Here is a 16,000-nt window from a genome sequence, read left to right on the forward strand (position 1 = left end):
GAGGCATGCGCTGACGCGCAGCCTCCCCTTGAGGCTGCGCTTCGCGCGCCTCTCCTTCAGAGGGGGCGCGCCTCTCTTGATGAGATGGTGCACGAAGTGCGCATCTCAGGGGCGCGGGGAACTGCGCGACCAGCCACGACGAGAGCCGCGCGTGACGTGTGGTTTTAGGGGCGCGGGGAACTGCGCGACCGGCCACGACGCGAGCCGCGGGCCAACGACGGCTCAAGGGCGCGGGGAACCCTCTGGGCGGGCGTAGCGGCCGGGTGGGACGCCCACCACCCGCTTGAAGTGCCGGGTCAGATGAGACTGGTCGTAGAAACCGACATCGGCCGCGACCTCCCCGGCAGCCCGCCCGGAAAGCAGCAACCGCCGGGCCCGATCAACCCGCCGAGCCATCAGATACTGATGCGGAGCGATCCCGTACGCGGCACTGAACGACCGTACGAGATGAGCCGGATGCACCCCCAGCAACCGCGCCGCCTCCTCCAGCCCGACCCCGTCCACCACCCGCGCGTCGAGCAACTGCCGCAGCTGATCGGCGACCCGCCCGTCCGGCGCGGGCCGGAGCGGATCCCCGGAGGCCGGCCGCAGGCGCTCGCGCAGCCGCTCACCCACGAGCGCCAGCCGCGCCGCCGCCTCCAGCTCGTCCCCGGGCCGGCCGAGCGCGGTGTGCAGCTGCCCGATCCGGTGCCGCAGCAGCGGATCGACCAGGTCGGGGGAGTCGGCGGCGGCCCCGACCAGCGAGGTGTCGAGGGGCCCGTCGGCGGAGGCCTCCAGATACAGCACCCGCTTGCGGAAGCCGTCCGGCGTCGCGGCCGAGCCGTTGTGCGGGACGCCGGGCGGCAGCAGCGAGACGGTGCCGAGCGGGGTGCCGTGCTCGTGCCGCTCCAGGTCGTAGCGGACCGCGCCCTCGTCGACGATCAGCAGGGTCCAGGTGTCGTGGACGTGCATCGGATAGGCGTGGTGCGTGAAATGGGCGTGGAAGACCTCCGTGACGCCCTTCACCTCGGGGCGCCACGCGGTGATCCGGTCCGGATCCGTTCCGCGTCCCGCCATGCAAAGAACGTACAAGACGCGGATGCGCCGCGCGCGGGAGTCTCAGGGCATGAGCACCGACCACGACTCCGCCGCCCCCGTCCGCTTCGACACCAAGATCGCCGTACTGCTCCGGGAGGACCTGGAGACCTGGCAGCGGCTGAACGTGACCGCGTTCCTGGTGAGCGGCCTCGGCACCCAGCACCCCGAGGTGATCGGGGAGCCGTACGAGGACGCCGACGCCACCCCGTACCTGCCGATGCTGCGCCAGCCGGTGCTGGTCTTCGAGGGCGGCAAGGAGACGCTGACGTCGGCGCACGCCAAGGCGGTGCAGCGGGGACTGCCGCGCGCCGTGTTCACCTCGGACCTGTTCACGACGGGCAACGACCGGGACAACCGGGCTGCCGTACGGGCCGTCGCCACGGACAGCCTCGACCTGGTGGGCATCGCCGTGTACGGGCCGAAGAACGCGGTCGACAAGATCCTGAAGGGCGCCCGGATGCACCCGTGAGCCGACCAGCCACGACGAGACCCGCAGCCGATCGCACACCCGCGCCGCCCCCACCTCACCGCTTCTTCGGACGCAACAACTGCTCCCGCAGAAAGGTGAGTTGGTGCGACGTCTCCACGGCGCGCCCCTCGTCCAGCGCCGTCAGGGCCAGCAGCAGCGCGTCGACCACCACCAGCGCGGCCAGCGCCTCCGCCGTGATTCCGGTCGGCGTGTGCGGAGCCGTGAGCACCGCGTCGACCCGCGAGCCGTATGCCTCCGCCAGCTCGTCCGTCACCAGCACCACGCGCGCCCCGACCGCCCGCGCCCGGTCCACGACCACGGTGAGCTCGGGCAGGTCGCGGCCGGGCTGGAAGATCACCACGGCGTCCCCCCGGCCCACCCCGAGCAGCCGGTCCGCGAGGGCGAACCCGGTGTCGCCCAGGAAGCGCGCCCGCCGCCCGATCCGCCCGAGCGCCAGCGCCAGATGCCGCGCGGCCAGTTCGGAGGCCGCGACCCCGTAACAGTGGATCTCGCCGGCCTGCGCCAGGATCCCCACCGCCTCCCGCAACGCGTCCCCCGGGGTCAGCCGCCGCGCGTGCTCGATGCGCTCGGCGGCCTCGTCGAACACCTCGCCCCAGATCCCGTCCAGGTCCTGCCCGACGTGGGCGATCCGGCGCTTGAGCCGTTCCTCGGGCGCCACCGCGGACGTGAAGTCGTTCGCCAACTCGCGCTTCAGGGCGGGCAGTCCGGCGTACCCGAGCCGTTGCAGCGTGCGCACCACGCTGGCGTTGCTCGTGCCGCTCGCCGTGCCCAGCTCCTGCGCCGACGCGAAGAGCAGCGACTCGGCGGGCGCGCTGACCAGGTACTGCGCCACCGCCCGCTCGGACGTGGACAGCCCGTCCCACCGCTCGCGCACGACCGCCCGCAGCCGCGCGACCCCCTCGGTAATTTCCATTACAGGTATTGACTCTCGTGTGATGGTCGTTACTCTCCTGGTCAAAGCATTCCAAGTGGAGAGCGCTTCGTAATCAACATTACAGACAGCTGTGCAGGCAGCGCTGGACGAGCTCTCCGTGGCAAGGAGAACCATGGCATCCCGGATCCTTCCGGTCATCGACATCAGCGGCGCTCCTCTCGATCGCGGCCGCCAGTACGGCGAGGCGGTACGCCCCCGGCTGCACGCCGCGCTCGCCTACTACGAGGAGGCGTTCGGCCAGTCCGCCGGCCTCACCTGGGACCAGGTCACCGCCCGCGCCGCCCGCTGGCTGGAGCCGGTGCGCGACTACGCCCCCGAACTCCTCGACGAGATGCGGGGCATCGCCGACGGCGCGGGCGTCGGCCTCCTCGACGTGCTCGCCCTGAACGCCCGCGGCGAGGTCATCTACGACCGCTCGTTCAAGACCATGGCGGCCGCCGGGGAACCGGCCGAGGAGCCCGCCGAGGGCTGCACCTCGTTCGCCGCGTTCGGCGCGGCCAGCGGCGACGGCCACGTCTGGGCGGGCCAGAACTGGGACTGGCGGGCGGGCGTCGCCGACACCGTCGTCATGATCCGCATCGTGCAGCCGCCCAAACCCACCGTGATCATGCAGGTGGAGGCGGGCCAGGTCGGCCGCCAGGGCGCCAACTCCGCGGGCATCGCCCTCAACGCCAACGGCCTCGGCGGCCGCTTCAGCGACGCGATCGGCCTGCCTCAGACCGTCGTACGCCGCAGCGTCCTCGACACCCACACCGTCACCGACGCCCTCGACGTGCTGTGCCGCACCCGCGCCCACATCGCCAGCAACGCCCTGCTCACCTGCCGCGAGGGCTTCGCCGTCGACCTGGAGACCACCCCGGCCGGCATCGGCTGGATGTACCCGACCGACGGCCTCCTGGTCCACGGCAACCACTACCAGGCCGGTGTCCCGGCCGCCCTCGCCGCCGACTACCGGCCCCTGTCCTCCGACTCCCTCGTCCGCGTCCCGCGCGCCGAGCAGGGCCTCGCCGCCCTGCGCGCCTCCACCGGCCCCGACGAGTCCCGCAAGCTGATCAAGCAGGCCATGTCCGACCACCTCGGCCTGCCCGAGTCCCTGTGCACGCACCCCGACGCCCGCGCGCCCCAGATCAAGCACTGGATGACCCTGGTCTCCTCCTGCGTGGACCTGACCAGTGGCGACTACCACGTCACGGCGGGCACCCCGTGCGACCGCGACTACCAGCACCTGCCCTGGAACCTCTACGACGGCCCGTACGGAGACGCCAGATGACCACGGCACGACGAGGGAAACCGACGGCCCGCGCGGCGCTCACCGCGCTCACCGCCACCGCCCTGCTCGCCGCCACCGGCTGCGCGGGAGCCGACCGCCCCGCCGGGGGCACCGCCCTCCTCGACGCCTCCCGGCTGAAGCTCGACGCGACGACCCCCGCCGCCGCGTCCCCGCTGAAGAGGGCGAACTGGCTCCTGGAGGACGAGCCCGACTCCCTCGACCTCGACACCGGCGGATCCAGCGCCGGCCGCGTCGTCCTCACCAACGTCTGCGAGCGGCTCTACCAGCTCCAGCCGGACATGACGACGAAGCCGTTCCTGGCGCGCAGGGCCACCACGTCCGCCGACGGCAGGAAGCTCACCCTCACGATCCGCGACGGCGTCACGTTCCACGACGGCACGAAGCTGACCGCCGACGACGTCCTGTGGTCGCTGAAGCGGCACGCCGCCGACGGCATGGAGCAGTCCGACGAGTTCGGCAACGTCGCCTCGATGCGGAAGACCGGCCCCGACGAGGTCACCGTCCGCTTCACCCGCCCCGACGCCGTCTTCGCCAAGGCCCTCGCCGGAGACGCCGGCATCGTCTGGAACCGGCGCCAGGTGGAGAAGTCCGGCAAGGAGTACGGCACCCCCGGCCGGCCCGACGCCTGCTCGGGCCCGTACGAACTGGCCTCCTGGAAGTCCGGCGACTCCCTCACCCTGCGCGCCTACGACGGCTACTGGGGCAAGAAGCCGCTGACCCGCGAGGTCGTCTTCCGCTGGGCCGCCGACAGCGCCTTCGTCAACGCGCTGCGGACCGGCGCCGCCGACGGCGCCTACGCCGAGTCGCCGAACACGGCCGCCGCGCTCCTCGCCGACAAGGACCTCAAGCAGTACTACGGCCCCTCCACCGCCTCCCTCGTCCTCATCCCCACCGACCGCGGCGGCCTCGCCGACCCGCGGATCCGCCGCGCCCTCTCCCTCGCCCTCGACCGCAAGGGCATCGCCGAATCCGGCTTCGGCGGTCTCGTCCAGCCGTGGGCCACCCCCGTCGGCTCCGGCGCCTGGGGCTACGAGAAGACCGCGTTCGCCGCCGCGCAGAAGGAGCTGTCCGACTACGCGCCCGCCTCGCCCACCGACGCCGACATCGAGCGGGCGAAGCGACTGGTGAAGGCGGCCGACCCCGGCACCGACCCCGTCGTCATCGGCACCGACGCCACCCAGGGCCGCGCCGTCATCGCCAACGCCACCCGCGCCGCCCTCCAGAGCATCGGCGTGCGCGCCGAGATCAGGACGGTCCCCACCTCGCAGTTCGAGGAGTTCTACAGCGACCCCGCCGCCCGGTCCGACATCGACGTGCTCGTGGGCGACTGGTACATCTCCAAGGCCGACCCCATGGGCTTCTACAAGAACGGCAAGTCCGACTCGCCCAACAACTGGGCGGGCTTCAAGGACGCCGCCTACGACCGCAAGGTCACGGAGGCGCTCGGCACCCTCGACGACACCGAGCGGTCCGCGCTCGCGATCGACGTGCAGCGCGCGTTCGTGAAGTCGGCCGTCTGGATCGGGATCGCCCAGGTCCCCACGATCCTCGTCCTGGACCGCGGACTCACCGGACCCACCGCGTCCCAGGCCTACCTGTACTACCCGTGGGCGGCCGGACTCGGCGCGCGGAAGGACCCGTCATGAACCCAGCAGCCCTGCTCCGCCGTGTCACGGGCCTCGTCGCCACCCTCTTCGCCGCCTCCTTCGTCATCTTCGCCGCCGTCTACGCCGCCCCCGGCGACCCCGCGGTCTTCCTCGCGGGCGGCCGCGACAAGCTCACCCCCGAACGGCTCGCCGAGGTCCGCGCCCAGTACCACCTCGACGAACCGCTGATCGAGCAGTACGGCCGCTGGCTGTGGGACACCGCCCACCTCGACCTCGGCCGCTCCTTCAAGTACAGCGACCAGGTCGCCGACCTGATCGCCTCCCGGCTGCCCACCACCCTCGAACTCGTCGCGTACGCCACCCTCCTGTACGTGGTCCTCGGCGTCGGCGCCGGCATCCTCGCCGCCGTGAAGCGCTCCACCTGGGTCGACTCGGCGGTCGTCGGCGGTACCACCCTCTTCGCCTCCGTCCCGTCCTTCGTGGCGGCCATCGCGCTCGTCTCGTTCTTCGGCGTGAAGCTCGACTGGTTCCCGGTCACCGGAGCGGGCGAGGGGCTCGCGGGCACCGTCCACCACCTCACCCTGCCCGCGCTCTCCCTCGCCCTCGGCGCCCTCGCGATCATCAGCCGCGTCACCCGGCAGGCGATGGCGGACGCCGCGGCCTCCGACCACGTCGAGGCGGCCCGCGCCTCCGGCGTCCCCGAACGCGACATCGTCCGCCGCCACGTCCTGCGCAACGCGCTCGGCCCGATCGTCACCATGTGCGGCCTGGTCATGGCGGGCATGCTCGCCGGCACCGTCGTCGTCGAGACGGCGTTCGGCATCAGCGGCATCGGCTCGCTGCTCGTCAACGCGATCAACACCCACGACTTCCCGGTCGCCCAGGCGGTCCTGCTCCTGATGGTCACCGGCTACGTGGTCGTCACCACCCTGGTCGACCTGGCGCACCCGCTGCTCGACCCGCGTGTGAAGGAGGTACGCACGGCATGACCACGCTCACCCTCACCACCCCGGCCGGGTCCCGCCCGCGCCGCCCGCTGAGCGTCACCGTGGCCGGCGCGCTCCTCGCCCTCGTGGTGCTCGCCGCCCTGTGCGCCCCGCTCCTCGCGCCGTACGCACCCGACACCATCGACCTGTCGGCGTCCCTCGTCGGCACCGGCGGCGACCACCTCCTCGGCACCGACTCCTCCGGCCAGGACCTGCTCTCCCGCGCGCTGTACGGAGCCCGCTCCAGCCTCGTCGCCCCGGTGGCCCTCCTCGCGGTGGCCGCGGTCCTCGGTGTCACGCTCGGGGTGCTCGCCGCCTGGCGCGGCGGCTGGGTCGACACGCTCGTCTCGCGCCTGACCGACGTCATGTACGCGTTCCCGGGCCTGCTGTTCACCGTCCTGATCATCGCCGTCTTCGGCGCGGGCATGACCACGTCGGTGCTCGCCCTGGGCCTCGCCTTCACCCCGACGATCGCCAAGTACACCCGTTCCCTGGCCCTGGCGGAGACCCGCAAGCCGTACGTCGACGCCTACCGCGTCCAGGGCATGGGCGGCGCCCGGATCTGCGTCCTGCACCTCGTCCCGAACCTGGGCCGCGCGATCCTCGGCTACCTCGTCGTCCTCTTCGGCGAGGCCCTGATGTCCCTGGCGACCCTCTCCTACCTGGGCTTCGGCGCCCAGCCGCCGTCCTCCGACTGGGGGCTGATGGTCCAGGAGGGCCAGGCCGCCGTCGTCCAGGGCGCGCTGCTGCCCGCCCTCGTGCCCGGCACGGCCATCGCCCTGGTCGTCGTCTCCTTCAACGTCGTCGGGGTCTGGGCCGCCGACCGCCTCGGAAAGCAGGACCGACGATGACGCAGCTGCTGTCCCTGAAGGACCTGACCGTCGCCGTCCCCGGCACGGCCCGCCCGCTCCTCGACTGCGTCACCCTCACCGTCGCCGAGGGCGAAGTCGTCGGCCTGGTGGGGGAGTCGGGCTCCGGCAAGTCGACCACGGCGAAGGCCGCCCTCGGCCTGCTCCCGCCCGACGCCACCACCACCGGCACGGTCGAGGTGGCCGGGCGGGACGTCCTGGCCCTGCGCGGCGAGGAGTTGCGGGCCCACCGCTCCGACACCGTCGCGATGATCCACCAGGACCCGCGCGCCGCCCTCAACCCGGTCCGCCGCATCGGCGACTTCCTCACCGAACGCGGCGCCACGAAGGAGGGCGCCGCCGAACTCCTCGCCGCCGTGGGCCTGTCCGAGCCGGCCCGCCGGCTGCGCCAGCGCCCGCACGAACTGTCCGGCGGCATGCTCCAGCGCGTCGTCATCGCCGGCGCACTCGCGGCCCGCCCCCGCCTCCTCCTCGCCGACGAGGCGACCAGCGCCCTCGACGTGACGACCCAGGCGGAGATCCTCACCCAGCTCCGCGAGGTCCGCCGGGCCCAGGGCGCCGGCCTGCTCTTCATCACCCACGACCTGCACCTCGCGGCGGCCTACTGCGACCGGGTCTACGTCATGTACGCGGGCCGCATCGCCGAACACCGCACGGCGAAGGCCCTGTTCACCACCCCGGCCCACCCCTACACCCGCGGCCTGCTGGCCTGCTCCCCGACCCTGGGCGACGACCGCCCCCTCCACCCCATCCCGGGCAAACCCCCGTCCCTGGCAGAGTCCTTCGACGGCTGCCCGTTCGTGACCCGATGCCCAGAGGCGGAGGAGGCGTGCGGGACGTGGAGCCCGGAGCCGCACGGGCTGGAGGACGGCGGAGAGGTCACGTGCCGCAGAGCCTTGGGCAGTCTGCCGCCTGGGGCGGCAGGGTGGGCAAGGCGGCCCCCGGTGCCGAGCAACGAGAAAGAAGGGGTGAGCCCCAAGTGACCTCTACAGCACCGCTCCTGGACGTCACCGACCTCAGCAAGACCTACCCCCTCCCGGCCGGCGGCAGCCACACCGCGGCGGACGCCATCACCTTCACCCTCCACCCCGGCGGAGCCCTCGGCATCGTCGGCGAATCGGGCTCCGGCAAGACGACCGTCGCCCGCATGCTGGTCGGCCTGGTCCGCCCGGACCACGGCACGATCAAGGTCGACGGCACCGTCCGCCCGCCGAAATCCCCGCGCGGCCGTACCGCCCGCCTCGCCCGCGCCCGCCAGATCCAGATGGTCTTCCAGGACCCGTACATCTCCCTGGACCCGAGGCTGACCGCCGAGCAGTGCCTGCGCGCGGCCCTGCGCCTGCACGGCCGCGACCCGTCCCTGGCCGCGGAGCTCCTCGACCGGGTGGGCCTCGGCGCGCGGGAGGCGACCGCGCTGCCCCGCCGGCTCTCCGGCGGCCAGCGCCAGCGCCTGGCCATCGCCCGGGCGCTCGCCGTGGACCCGCGCATCCTGGTCCTGGACGAGGCGGTCGCGGCGCTGGACGTGTCGATCCAGGCCCAGATCCTCGGCCTGCTCGACGAGATCCGCCGCGACACGGGCGTGGCCCTCGTCTTCGTCAGCCACGACCTGGCCGTCGTCCAGCACGTCACCGACGAGGTCCTGGTGATGCGCCGGGGCCGGGCCGTCGAACAGGGGCCGACCCGCCGGGTGCTGACGGCGCCCACGGACCCGTACACCCGGCTGCTGCTCGCCTCGGTGCCCGGCGAGGGCTGGGACCCGGCCGACGCGGTGACGGCCCGCGCCGCGCTCGCCTGACCGCACCGGAAAAGGCAGGAGCCCCGCTGCCGTGAGGCGCGGGGCTCCTTGGGTACTGCTCTAGGTTCCGGATCAGATCACGACTGGCACCTGCCAGGTGATCTCAGTGATCGGAAGGTCACATGGGGGTGACGTTCTCCGCCTGCGGGCCCTTCGGACCCTGCGTGACGTCGAAGCTGACGGCCTGGTTCTCCTCGAGGGAGCGGAAGCCGTTCGCGTTGATCGCCGAGTAGTGGACGAAGACGTCCGGGCCGCCGCCCTCCTGGGCGATGAAGCCGAAGCCCTTTTCAGCGTTGAACCACTTCACGGTTCCGGTAGCCATAAGCCCTCCTATGGGCCAAAGGGTTGCCCTGCTCCAGAACCTGCAAATGCGCTTGCGAACAACTGCAAAAGTCTGAAAACGACGAGAGCCCGCGGTCACATGCTCCGCAGGCTCTGTACTGCAAGGGAAACCAAACTGCAACTTGCGGCGAGCCTAGCACGCAGCCAGCCGAACGCAATAGAGGGCAAGATCACGTCACCCACAGGTTTGACGCGATCCCGATTCGGGTTGACAGAACCCGCCCGGGGGCCCGGAGCATGCACCGTATCTCATGGGGTCTAGCCTCGCCGATGTGGACAATTCTCCCGAGACTCCCCAGGCTGCGCGGCGCACCCGTCCGCGCGTGGGCCACATCCAGTTCCTGAACTGCATGCCCCTCTACTGGGGCCTGGCCAGGACCGGTTCGCTCCTCGACTTCGAGCTCACGAAGGACACCCCGGAGAAGCTCAGCGAGCGGCTCGTGCGGGGCGATCTGGACATCGGTCCGATCACCCTCGTCGAATTCCTCAAGGCCGCCGACGACCTGGTGGCCTTCCCCGATCTGGCCGTCGGCTGCGACGGCCCCGTCATGTCCTGCGTGATCGTGTCGCAGGTGCCCCTCGACCAGCTGGACGGCCGCCGGGTCGCCCTCGGCTCGACCTCGCGCACGTCGGTCCGGCTCGCGCAGCTCCTGCTCGCCGAGCGCGTCGGCGTGTCGCCCGACTACTACACGTGCCCGCCGGACCTCGGCCTGATGATGCAGGACGCGGAGGCCGCCGTCCTCATCGGTGACGCCGCCCTGCGCGCCAACCTGCACGACGCGCCGCGGCTCGGGCTCCAGGTGCACGACCTGGGCGCCATGTGGAAGGAGTGGACGGGCCTGCCGTTCGTCTTCGCCGTATGGGCCGCGCGCCGGGACTACGCGGAGCGGGAGCCGGAGATCACCGGCCAGGTGCACGAGGCGTTCCTGGCGTCGCGGGACCTCTCCCTCGACGAGGTCGGCAAGGTCGCCGAGCAGGCGGCCCGCTGGGAGGCCTTCGACGAGGCGGTCCTGGAGGAGTACTTCACGACACTCGACTTCCGGTTCGGGCCGCCGCAGCTGGAAGGCGTCACGGAGTTCGCGCGCCGGGTCGGGGAGACCACCGGATTTCCCGCCGATGTGAAGGTCGAACTTCTCGGACGGTGAGCCCGCGGGCGCCCGCCGGAATTCCACGGTGAGCCGTACACGGAATTCCGGTGAACACTGTCCTTATTTCTTTGGTTCCGATATGAAATCGGGCTGGGCCGAACGCCGTATGAGCTGTGCGGCACAGGGCCTACTCTGCTGGGGTGCGTGCCGTCTCAGGACCCGGGGGAGGTTCTTCGCATGCAGCCCCTTCAGGCCGACGAGCCGACGACGGTCGGCCCCTACCGGCTCCTGGGCCGGCTCGGGGCCGGCGGGATGGGCCGGGTGTACCTGGGCCGCAGCGCGGGCGGCCGGACCGTCGCCGTCAAGATCGTCCACCCGCACTTCGCGCTCGACGACGAGTTCCGGGCGCGTTTCCGGCGTGAGGTGGCCGCGGCCCGGCGGGTCGGCGGCGCGTGGACGGCCGCGGTGCTCGACGCGGACCCCGAGGCGCCGGTGCCGTGGGTGGCCACCGGATACGTCGCCGGGCCCGCGCTCGCCCAGGCGGCCGGTCCCGGCCGGGCGCTGCCCGAGCACTCCGTACGGGTCCTGGGCGCCGGGCTCGCCGAGGCGCTGGCGGCCGTGCACGGCCTGGGCCTGGTCCACCGTGACGTGAAGCCGGCCAACGTCCTGCTGACCGTCGACGGCCCGCGCCTCATCGACTTCGGCATCGCGAGGGCCACCGACGGCACCGCGTCCCTCACCTCCACCGGCGTCTCCATCGGCTCGCCCGGCTACATGGCGCCCGAGCAGATCCTCGGCAAGGGCGTCACCGGCGCCTCCGACGTCTTCTCGCTGGGCGCGGTCCTGGTGTACGCGGCGACGGGGGAGTCCCCCTTCCCCGGCGACTCCTCGGCCGCGCTGCTCTACAAGGTCGTCCACGAGGAGCCCGAACTGGGTTCCCTGGGCGGCGAGTTGCGCGACATCGTCGCCGCCTGCCTGGCGAAGGCGCCCGGCGACCGGCCCGCCCCCGAGGACGTGGCACGCCGGCTGGCCCCCGAGGGCGCGGCGGCCCTGGTCGCGGCGGGCTGGCTGCCCGGGGCGCTGGTCGAGCAGGTGATGCGGGGCGCGGCGCGGCTCCTCGACATGGAGGGCACCGACCCGGCCACGGGACCGGTCGGCTTCAGCAGCCCGGCCGTCACCGGCGACGCGCCGGGCGTCTTCGGACCGCCCGACCCGTCGTACACGGCCGTACCGGCGCAGCGCGCCGAGGCCGCGGCGGGAGACGCGGTGGAGGACGCCAGACCCGGGCGGCTGTCGATGTCCGTGTCGGCGACCTCGACCCCGGCGACCGCGAACGGGCGCGGCCGCAAGGTCAGTTGCTCGGTCGCGCTGGCCGTGGCGGGGGCGCTGGCCGCGGTCACCGTGGGCGGGATCCTGGTCGTGAACATGCTGCCGAGCTCCGGGGACCGGGACTCCGGCAGCTCGGCGGGCGGGGCACGGCCCCCGATGTCCTCGACGTCCGCCCGCCCGTCGGCGTCGCCCTCCCCGTCGACCGCCGCTCCGCAACCCTCCGGCACCGTCCCCTCCTTCTACCTCGGCACCTGGGAGGGGAAGGCCACGGTGCTGGGCATCCAGGCCGACACCTACCGCGTCGAGCTGAAGCAGACGGGCGTCGGCCGCCGCCTCGGCACCGTCACCTCGACCGACCTGACGGGCAACCGCTGCGTCGACGAACTGACCCTGAAATCCGCCACCGCGACCGAAGTGGTGGCCGCCGGCAAGAAGATCTCCGGCGACGACTTCAAATGCGCCGACGGCTCCAGCACCGTGCACCTGACCCGCGACGGCACGGGCCTGCGCTACACCTCCGAGTACCCGGAGGCGGGCAACCCGACGGCGGACCTGAGGCGCGTGGGGCGGTGACCGGTCCGCTGCTCGTGCTCGCCGCCCTGTGGGGCGCCGCCACCGGGGTGCTGCTGCCCCGCGCCGCCTACCGCCTCTCCGTCGAACCGGACGAACCCTGGCGCCCGGCCCGCGGCTGGCTCGGCCCCCGGCCGGGCCCCGCCGCCCCGCTCCTGGCCGCCGTCACCGCCGCCGCCTGCGTCCTGCTCGCCGCCGCCACCGACACCCGCCCCGAACTGGCCGCCTGGCTGCTGCTCGCGCCGCTCGCCGTGCTCCTCGCCACCGTCGACTTCGCCGTGCACCGGCTGCCCGACGTGCTGACCCTGCCGTTCGCGGGCGCGGCCCTGCTCGCGCTCGGCGCCGCCGCGCTGCTGCCGGAGCCCGGCGGGTCGTGGCGCGGGGCGGTGCTGGGGGCGCTCGGCATGGGCGCCGGGTATCTGGTGCTGCACCTGGTCAACTCGCGGGGCATGGGGTTCGGCGACGTGAAGCTGGCGCTCGGGCTCGGTGCGGCGCTCGGCTGGTACGGGCTCGGGGTGCTGTTCCTCGGGGCGTTCGCGGGCGTGCTGTTCAACGGCCTGTACGCGCTCGTCCTCGTCGCCGCCCGGCGCGCGGGCCGCAAGACCGAGATCCCGCTGGGCCCCTTCATGATCCTCGGGGCGTACGCGGGGGTTCTGCTGGGTGCTCTGGCGGCCTGACGTACGCTGAGAATTCAGCTCTATCTCCTCTGAAAGGGGCCCGCACGGTGACCGAGAAGGCCGCACTGCAGTCCGTCCTCGACCGTGCCGCCGCCGGCGGGCGCATCACCCCGGAAGAGGCCGTCGCCCTGTACCGCGACGCCCCGCTGCACGCACTGGGCGCCGCCGCCGACGCCATCCGCCGCCGCAAGTACGCGGGCATCGAGCACATCGCCACGTACATCATCGAGCGGAACATCAACTACACGAACGTGTGCGTCACGGCGTGCAAGTTCTGCGCCTTCTACGCGGCCCCGAAGGACACCAAGAAGGGCTGGACCCGCGACCTCGACGACATCCTGCGCCGCTGCGCGGAGACGATCGAGCTGGGCGGCACCCAGATCATGTTCCAGGGCGGCCACCACCCGGACTACGGCGTGGAGTACTACGAGGAGCACTTCTCCGCGATCAAGAAGGCCTACCCCGAGCTGGTCATCCACAGCCTGGGCGCCTCCGAGGTCGAGCACATGGCCCGTATCTCGAAGGTGTCCGTCGAGGAGGCGATCCAGCGCATCCACGCGGCCGGGCTCGACTCCTTCGCCGGTGCCGGCGCCGAGCTGCTCCCCGAGCGCCCGCGCAAGGCCATCGCCCCGCTGAAGGAGTCCGGCGAGCGCTGGCTGGAGATCATGGAGACCGCCCACAACCTGGGCGTCGAGTCGACCTCCACCATGCTCATGGGTACCGGCGAGACCAACGCCGAGCGCATCGAGCACCTCCGCATGATCCGCGACGTGCAGGACCGGACGGGCGGCTTCCGGGCCTTCATCCCGTACACGTACCAGCCGGAGAACAACCACCTCAAGGGCCGCACGCAGGCCACGCTCTTCGAGTACCTGCGCATGATCGCCATCGCCCGGATCTTCCTGGACAACGTCCAGCACATCCAGGGCTCCTGGCTGACCACCGGCAAGGAGGTCGGCCAGCTGTCGCTGCACTACGGCGCCGACGACCTCGGCTCGATCATGCTTGAGGAGAACGTCGTCTCCTCGGCCGGTGCCAAGCACCGCTCGAACCGCATGGAGATCATCGACCTGATCCGCAAGGCGGGCCGCGTCCCGGCGCAGCGCGCCACCACGTACGAGCACCTCGTCGTGCACGACGACCCGGCGAACGACCCCGTCGACGACCGGGCCTCCTCGCACATCTCGTCCATCGCGATCGAGGGCGGCACGGCGCACCCCGAGCTCAAGCTCGTCTCCACCAACTGAGGCGCCCGGTAACCCCGTGCTGACACTCCACACCGTCGCCGACGGGTCGTCCGTCGTCGTCGACGGCGCCGTCGTCGCGGCGCTCGGCCCGTACGAGGAACTGGCCGCCGCCCATCCCGGGGCCCGGGTGCGGCGGTGGCCCGGGATCCTCACCCCCGGGCTGCTCAATCCGTACGGTCCGGAGATCCTGGAGCACACGTACCACCCGGATCCGCGCGAGGCCGACACGCGCGGCACCGTGCCGATCGGCGGGGAGCGGGCGCGGGAGATCTTCCGCGCCGATCCCTCGCTGCTCGGGGCCAGTGCGCGGCGGGGGGTGCAGCGGTTGTTCGCGCACGGGACGGTCGCCGTCGCCGGTGAGCTGCGCTCCAAGGCCGTCCTCGATGTGGCGCAGCGCTCGGGGCTCGTGTTCGCGGCGCGGCCGGACCGCCTCCCCGGGCCCGTCTCCCTCTCCCCGAAGCCGCTGGTCCTGCTGCCCGCCCTCGCGGTGGGCGGGCCCGCCCGTTTCGCCGTCTTCGACGTCTCCGACCGGGCCGAGCTGGTCGCCCGCGGCGCGTCCACGTGCGTGGCCACCGTGATCGACGGCCGCCTCCTCTTTCGCGCCCGCTGACCTTTCCGCCCGGGGTCTTGGTGGCGGCCGGCCGCGCAGTCCCCCGCGCCCCTGGGTGGTTCTTCGGGCGCGCCACCGTCGTGGCTGGTCGCGCAGTTCCCCGCGCCCCTGAGAGGCCTGCGGCCTTCAGGGGAGGCTGCGCGGAGCGCATGCCTCAGGGGCGCGGGGAACTGCGCGAGAAGCGGCCACCGGCCGTCAGTCGACGTACGACCCAGGGGCGCGGGGAACTGCGCGGCCGGCCCGGGCGGTGGACGAGGCGCTGCCCCGGGCAAGAAGGGCTCCTGCCACAATGACGGAGTGACCCGTGCATCCCTGGACAAGCAGCCCCGCGAAGTCGCCTCGATGTTCGACGACGTGGCGGAGAAGTACGACCTCACGAACGACGTGCTGTCCCTGGGACAGGCACGGCTGTGGCGCAAGGAGGTCGCCAAGGCCGTCGACGCCCGCCCGGCGCAGAAGATCCTCGACCTCGCCGCCGGCACCGCCACCTCCTCCCAGCCCTTCGCCCAGGCCGGCGCCTACGTGGTCCCCTGCGACTTCTCGCTCGGCATGCTGCGCGTGGGCAAGCAGCGCCACCCCTGGATGCCGTTCACGGCCGGCGACGGCACGAAGCTGCCGTTCAAGGACGACACGTTCGACGCCGTCACCATCTCCTTCGGCCTGCGCAACATCCAGGACACCGACGCCGCGCTGCGCGAGCTGTACCGCGTCACCAAGCCCGGCGGCCGGGTCGTGATCTGCGAGTTCAGCCACCCCACGGCCGCCCCGTTCCGCACGGTCTACACCGAGTACCTGATGCGCGCCCTGCCGCCCGTCGCCCGCGCCGTCTCCTCGAACCCGGACGCGTACGTGTACCTGGCCGAGTCCATCCGCGCCTGGCCCACCCAGCCGGAACTCGCCGTCCGCCTCCAGGACGCCGGCTGGCAGAAGGTCGCCTGGCGCAACCTCACGGGCGGCATCGTCGCCCTGCACCGCGGCACCAAGTAGACATTGGATCTGTAACGGTTCAACCTCACTGATTTCACAAGGAGTTGAAGGGAACCGGCGCGGCGGGAAGATATGTCCGTTGATGACGCGGTGACACCTCG

At 72.5% G+C, this 16,000-nt stretch carries 16 protein-coding genes; 13 read left to right on the plus strand and 3 right to left on the minus strand.

The features are described 5' to 3' along the window. Positions 1 to 222: 222 nt before the first annotated feature. Positions 223 to 1,056 (minus strand): AraC family transcriptional regulator, encoded by an 834-nt coding sequence (locus ABII15_RS22275; protein ID WP_353944081.1) that lies wholly within the window; start codon positions 1,054 to 1,056, stop codon positions 223 to 225. A gap of 49 nt (positions 1,057 to 1,105) precedes the next feature. Between ABII15_RS22275 and ABII15_RS22280 the strand changes: the two genes are divergently transcribed. Then, positions 1,106 to 1,546, plus strand: coding sequence for a DUF2000 domain-containing protein (locus ABII15_RS22280; RefSeq protein ID WP_353944082.1), 441 nt, complete (start codon positions 1,106 to 1,108; stop codon positions 1,544 to 1,546). Between the two features lie 55 nt (positions 1,547 to 1,601). Here ABII15_RS22280 and ABII15_RS22285 read toward each other — a convergent pair whose 3' ends face one another. Then, entirely contained in the window at positions 1,602 to 2,480 is an 879-nt protein-coding gene (locus ABII15_RS22285) for a MurR/RpiR family transcriptional regulator (protein WP_353944083.1), read from the minus strand. A gap of 133 nt (positions 2,481 to 2,613) precedes the next feature. Here ABII15_RS22285 and ABII15_RS22290 point away from each other — a divergent pair, with 133 nt between their 5' ends. The 6 genes from ABII15_RS22290 to ABII15_RS22315 are packed head-to-tail and all read left to right on the plus strand — an operon-like array spanning position 2,614 to position 9,049. Further along, entirely contained in the window at positions 2,614 to 3,771 is a 1,158-nt protein-coding gene (locus tag ABII15_RS22290; protein WP_353944084.1) for a C45 family peptidase, read from the plus strand. Further along, entirely contained in the window at positions 3,768 to 5,438 is a 1,671-nt protein-coding gene (locus ABII15_RS22295) for an ABC transporter substrate-binding protein (protein WP_353944085.1), read from the plus strand. Before ABII15_RS22290 ends, ABII15_RS22295 begins: the two co-directional genes overlap by 4 nt. Next, positions 5,435 to 6,388, plus strand: coding sequence for an ABC transporter permease (locus ABII15_RS22300; RefSeq protein ID WP_353944086.1), 954 nt, complete (start codon positions 5,435 to 5,437; stop codon positions 6,386 to 6,388). Before ABII15_RS22295 ends, ABII15_RS22300 begins: the two co-directional genes overlap by 4 nt. Further along, on the plus strand, positions 6,385 to 7,236 hold the full coding sequence (locus ABII15_RS22305) for an ABC transporter permease (protein WP_353944087.1): 852 nt from the start codon (positions 6,385 to 6,387) through the stop codon (positions 7,234 to 7,236). The genes ABII15_RS22300 and ABII15_RS22305 overlap by 4 nt, the downstream gene beginning before the upstream one ends. Further along, positions 7,233 to 8,237, plus strand: coding sequence for an ABC transporter ATP-binding protein (locus tag ABII15_RS22310; RefSeq protein WP_353944088.1), 1,005 nt, complete (start codon positions 7,233 to 7,235; stop codon positions 8,235 to 8,237). The genes ABII15_RS22305 and ABII15_RS22310 overlap by 4 nt, the downstream gene beginning before the upstream one ends. Continuing rightward, a complete protein-coding gene (locus ABII15_RS22315) occupies positions 8,234 to 9,049 on the plus strand; it encodes an ATP-binding cassette domain-containing protein (protein ID WP_353944089.1) in 816 nt (271 codons plus the stop codon). Before ABII15_RS22310 ends, ABII15_RS22315 begins: the two co-directional genes overlap by 4 nt. Before the next feature lie 118 nt (positions 9,050 to 9,167). Here ABII15_RS22315 and ABII15_RS22320 read toward each other — a convergent pair whose 3' ends face one another. Continuing rightward, the gene (locus ABII15_RS22320) at positions 9,168 to 9,371 is read right to left on the minus strand and encodes a cold-shock protein (protein ID WP_006138897.1); all 204 of its coding nucleotides are present in this window, start codon (positions 9,369 to 9,371) and stop codon (positions 9,168 to 9,170) included. Positions 9,372 to 9,663: 292 nt separating this feature from the next. Here ABII15_RS22320 and ABII15_RS22325 point away from each other — a divergent pair, with 292 nt between their 5' ends. From ABII15_RS22325 to ABII15_RS22350, 6 genes are all read left to right on the plus strand, one after another. Next, positions 9,664 to 10,536, plus strand: coding sequence for a menaquinone biosynthesis protein (locus tag ABII15_RS22325; protein WP_353944090.1), 873 nt, complete (start codon positions 9,664 to 9,666; stop codon positions 10,534 to 10,536). A gap of 180 nt (positions 10,537 to 10,716) precedes the next feature. Next, a complete protein-coding gene (locus ABII15_RS22330) occupies positions 10,717 to 12,381 on the plus strand; it encodes a protein kinase (protein WP_353944091.1) in 1,665 nt (554 codons plus the stop codon). After that, complete coding sequence (locus ABII15_RS22335) at positions 12,378 to 13,055, plus strand: A24 family peptidase (RefSeq protein ID WP_353944092.1); 678 nt, start codon at positions 12,378 to 12,380, stop codon at positions 13,053 to 13,055. The genes ABII15_RS22330 and ABII15_RS22335 overlap by 4 nt, the downstream gene beginning before the upstream one ends. A gap of 47 nt (positions 13,056 to 13,102) precedes the next feature. Beyond that, positions 13,103 to 14,302 carry a cyclic dehypoxanthinyl futalosine synthase gene (gene mqnC, locus ABII15_RS22340; RefSeq protein ID WP_353944093.1) on the plus strand — a complete coding sequence of 400 codons (1,200 nt, stop codon included), beginning with the start codon at positions 13,103 to 13,105 and terminating at the stop codon, positions 14,300 to 14,302. A gap of 16 nt (positions 14,303 to 14,318) precedes the next feature. Continuing rightward, a complete protein-coding gene (locus ABII15_RS22345) occupies positions 14,319 to 14,912 on the plus strand; it encodes a hypothetical protein (RefSeq protein ID WP_353944094.1) in 594 nt (197 codons plus the stop codon). A gap of 297 nt (positions 14,913 to 15,209) precedes the next feature. Further along, positions 15,210 to 15,899: a demethylmenaquinone methyltransferase gene (locus tag ABII15_RS22350; protein ID WP_353944095.1), complete on the plus strand. Its 690-nt coding sequence runs from the start codon at positions 15,210 to 15,212 to the stop codon at positions 15,897 to 15,899. Positions 15,900 to 16,000: the final 101 nt, after the last annotated feature.

It is taken from the genome of Streptomyces sp. HUAS MG91, assembly GCF_040529335.1.
Lineage (GTDB): Bacteria > Actinomycetota > Actinomycetes > Streptomycetales > Streptomycetaceae > Streptomyces > Streptomyces tabacisoli.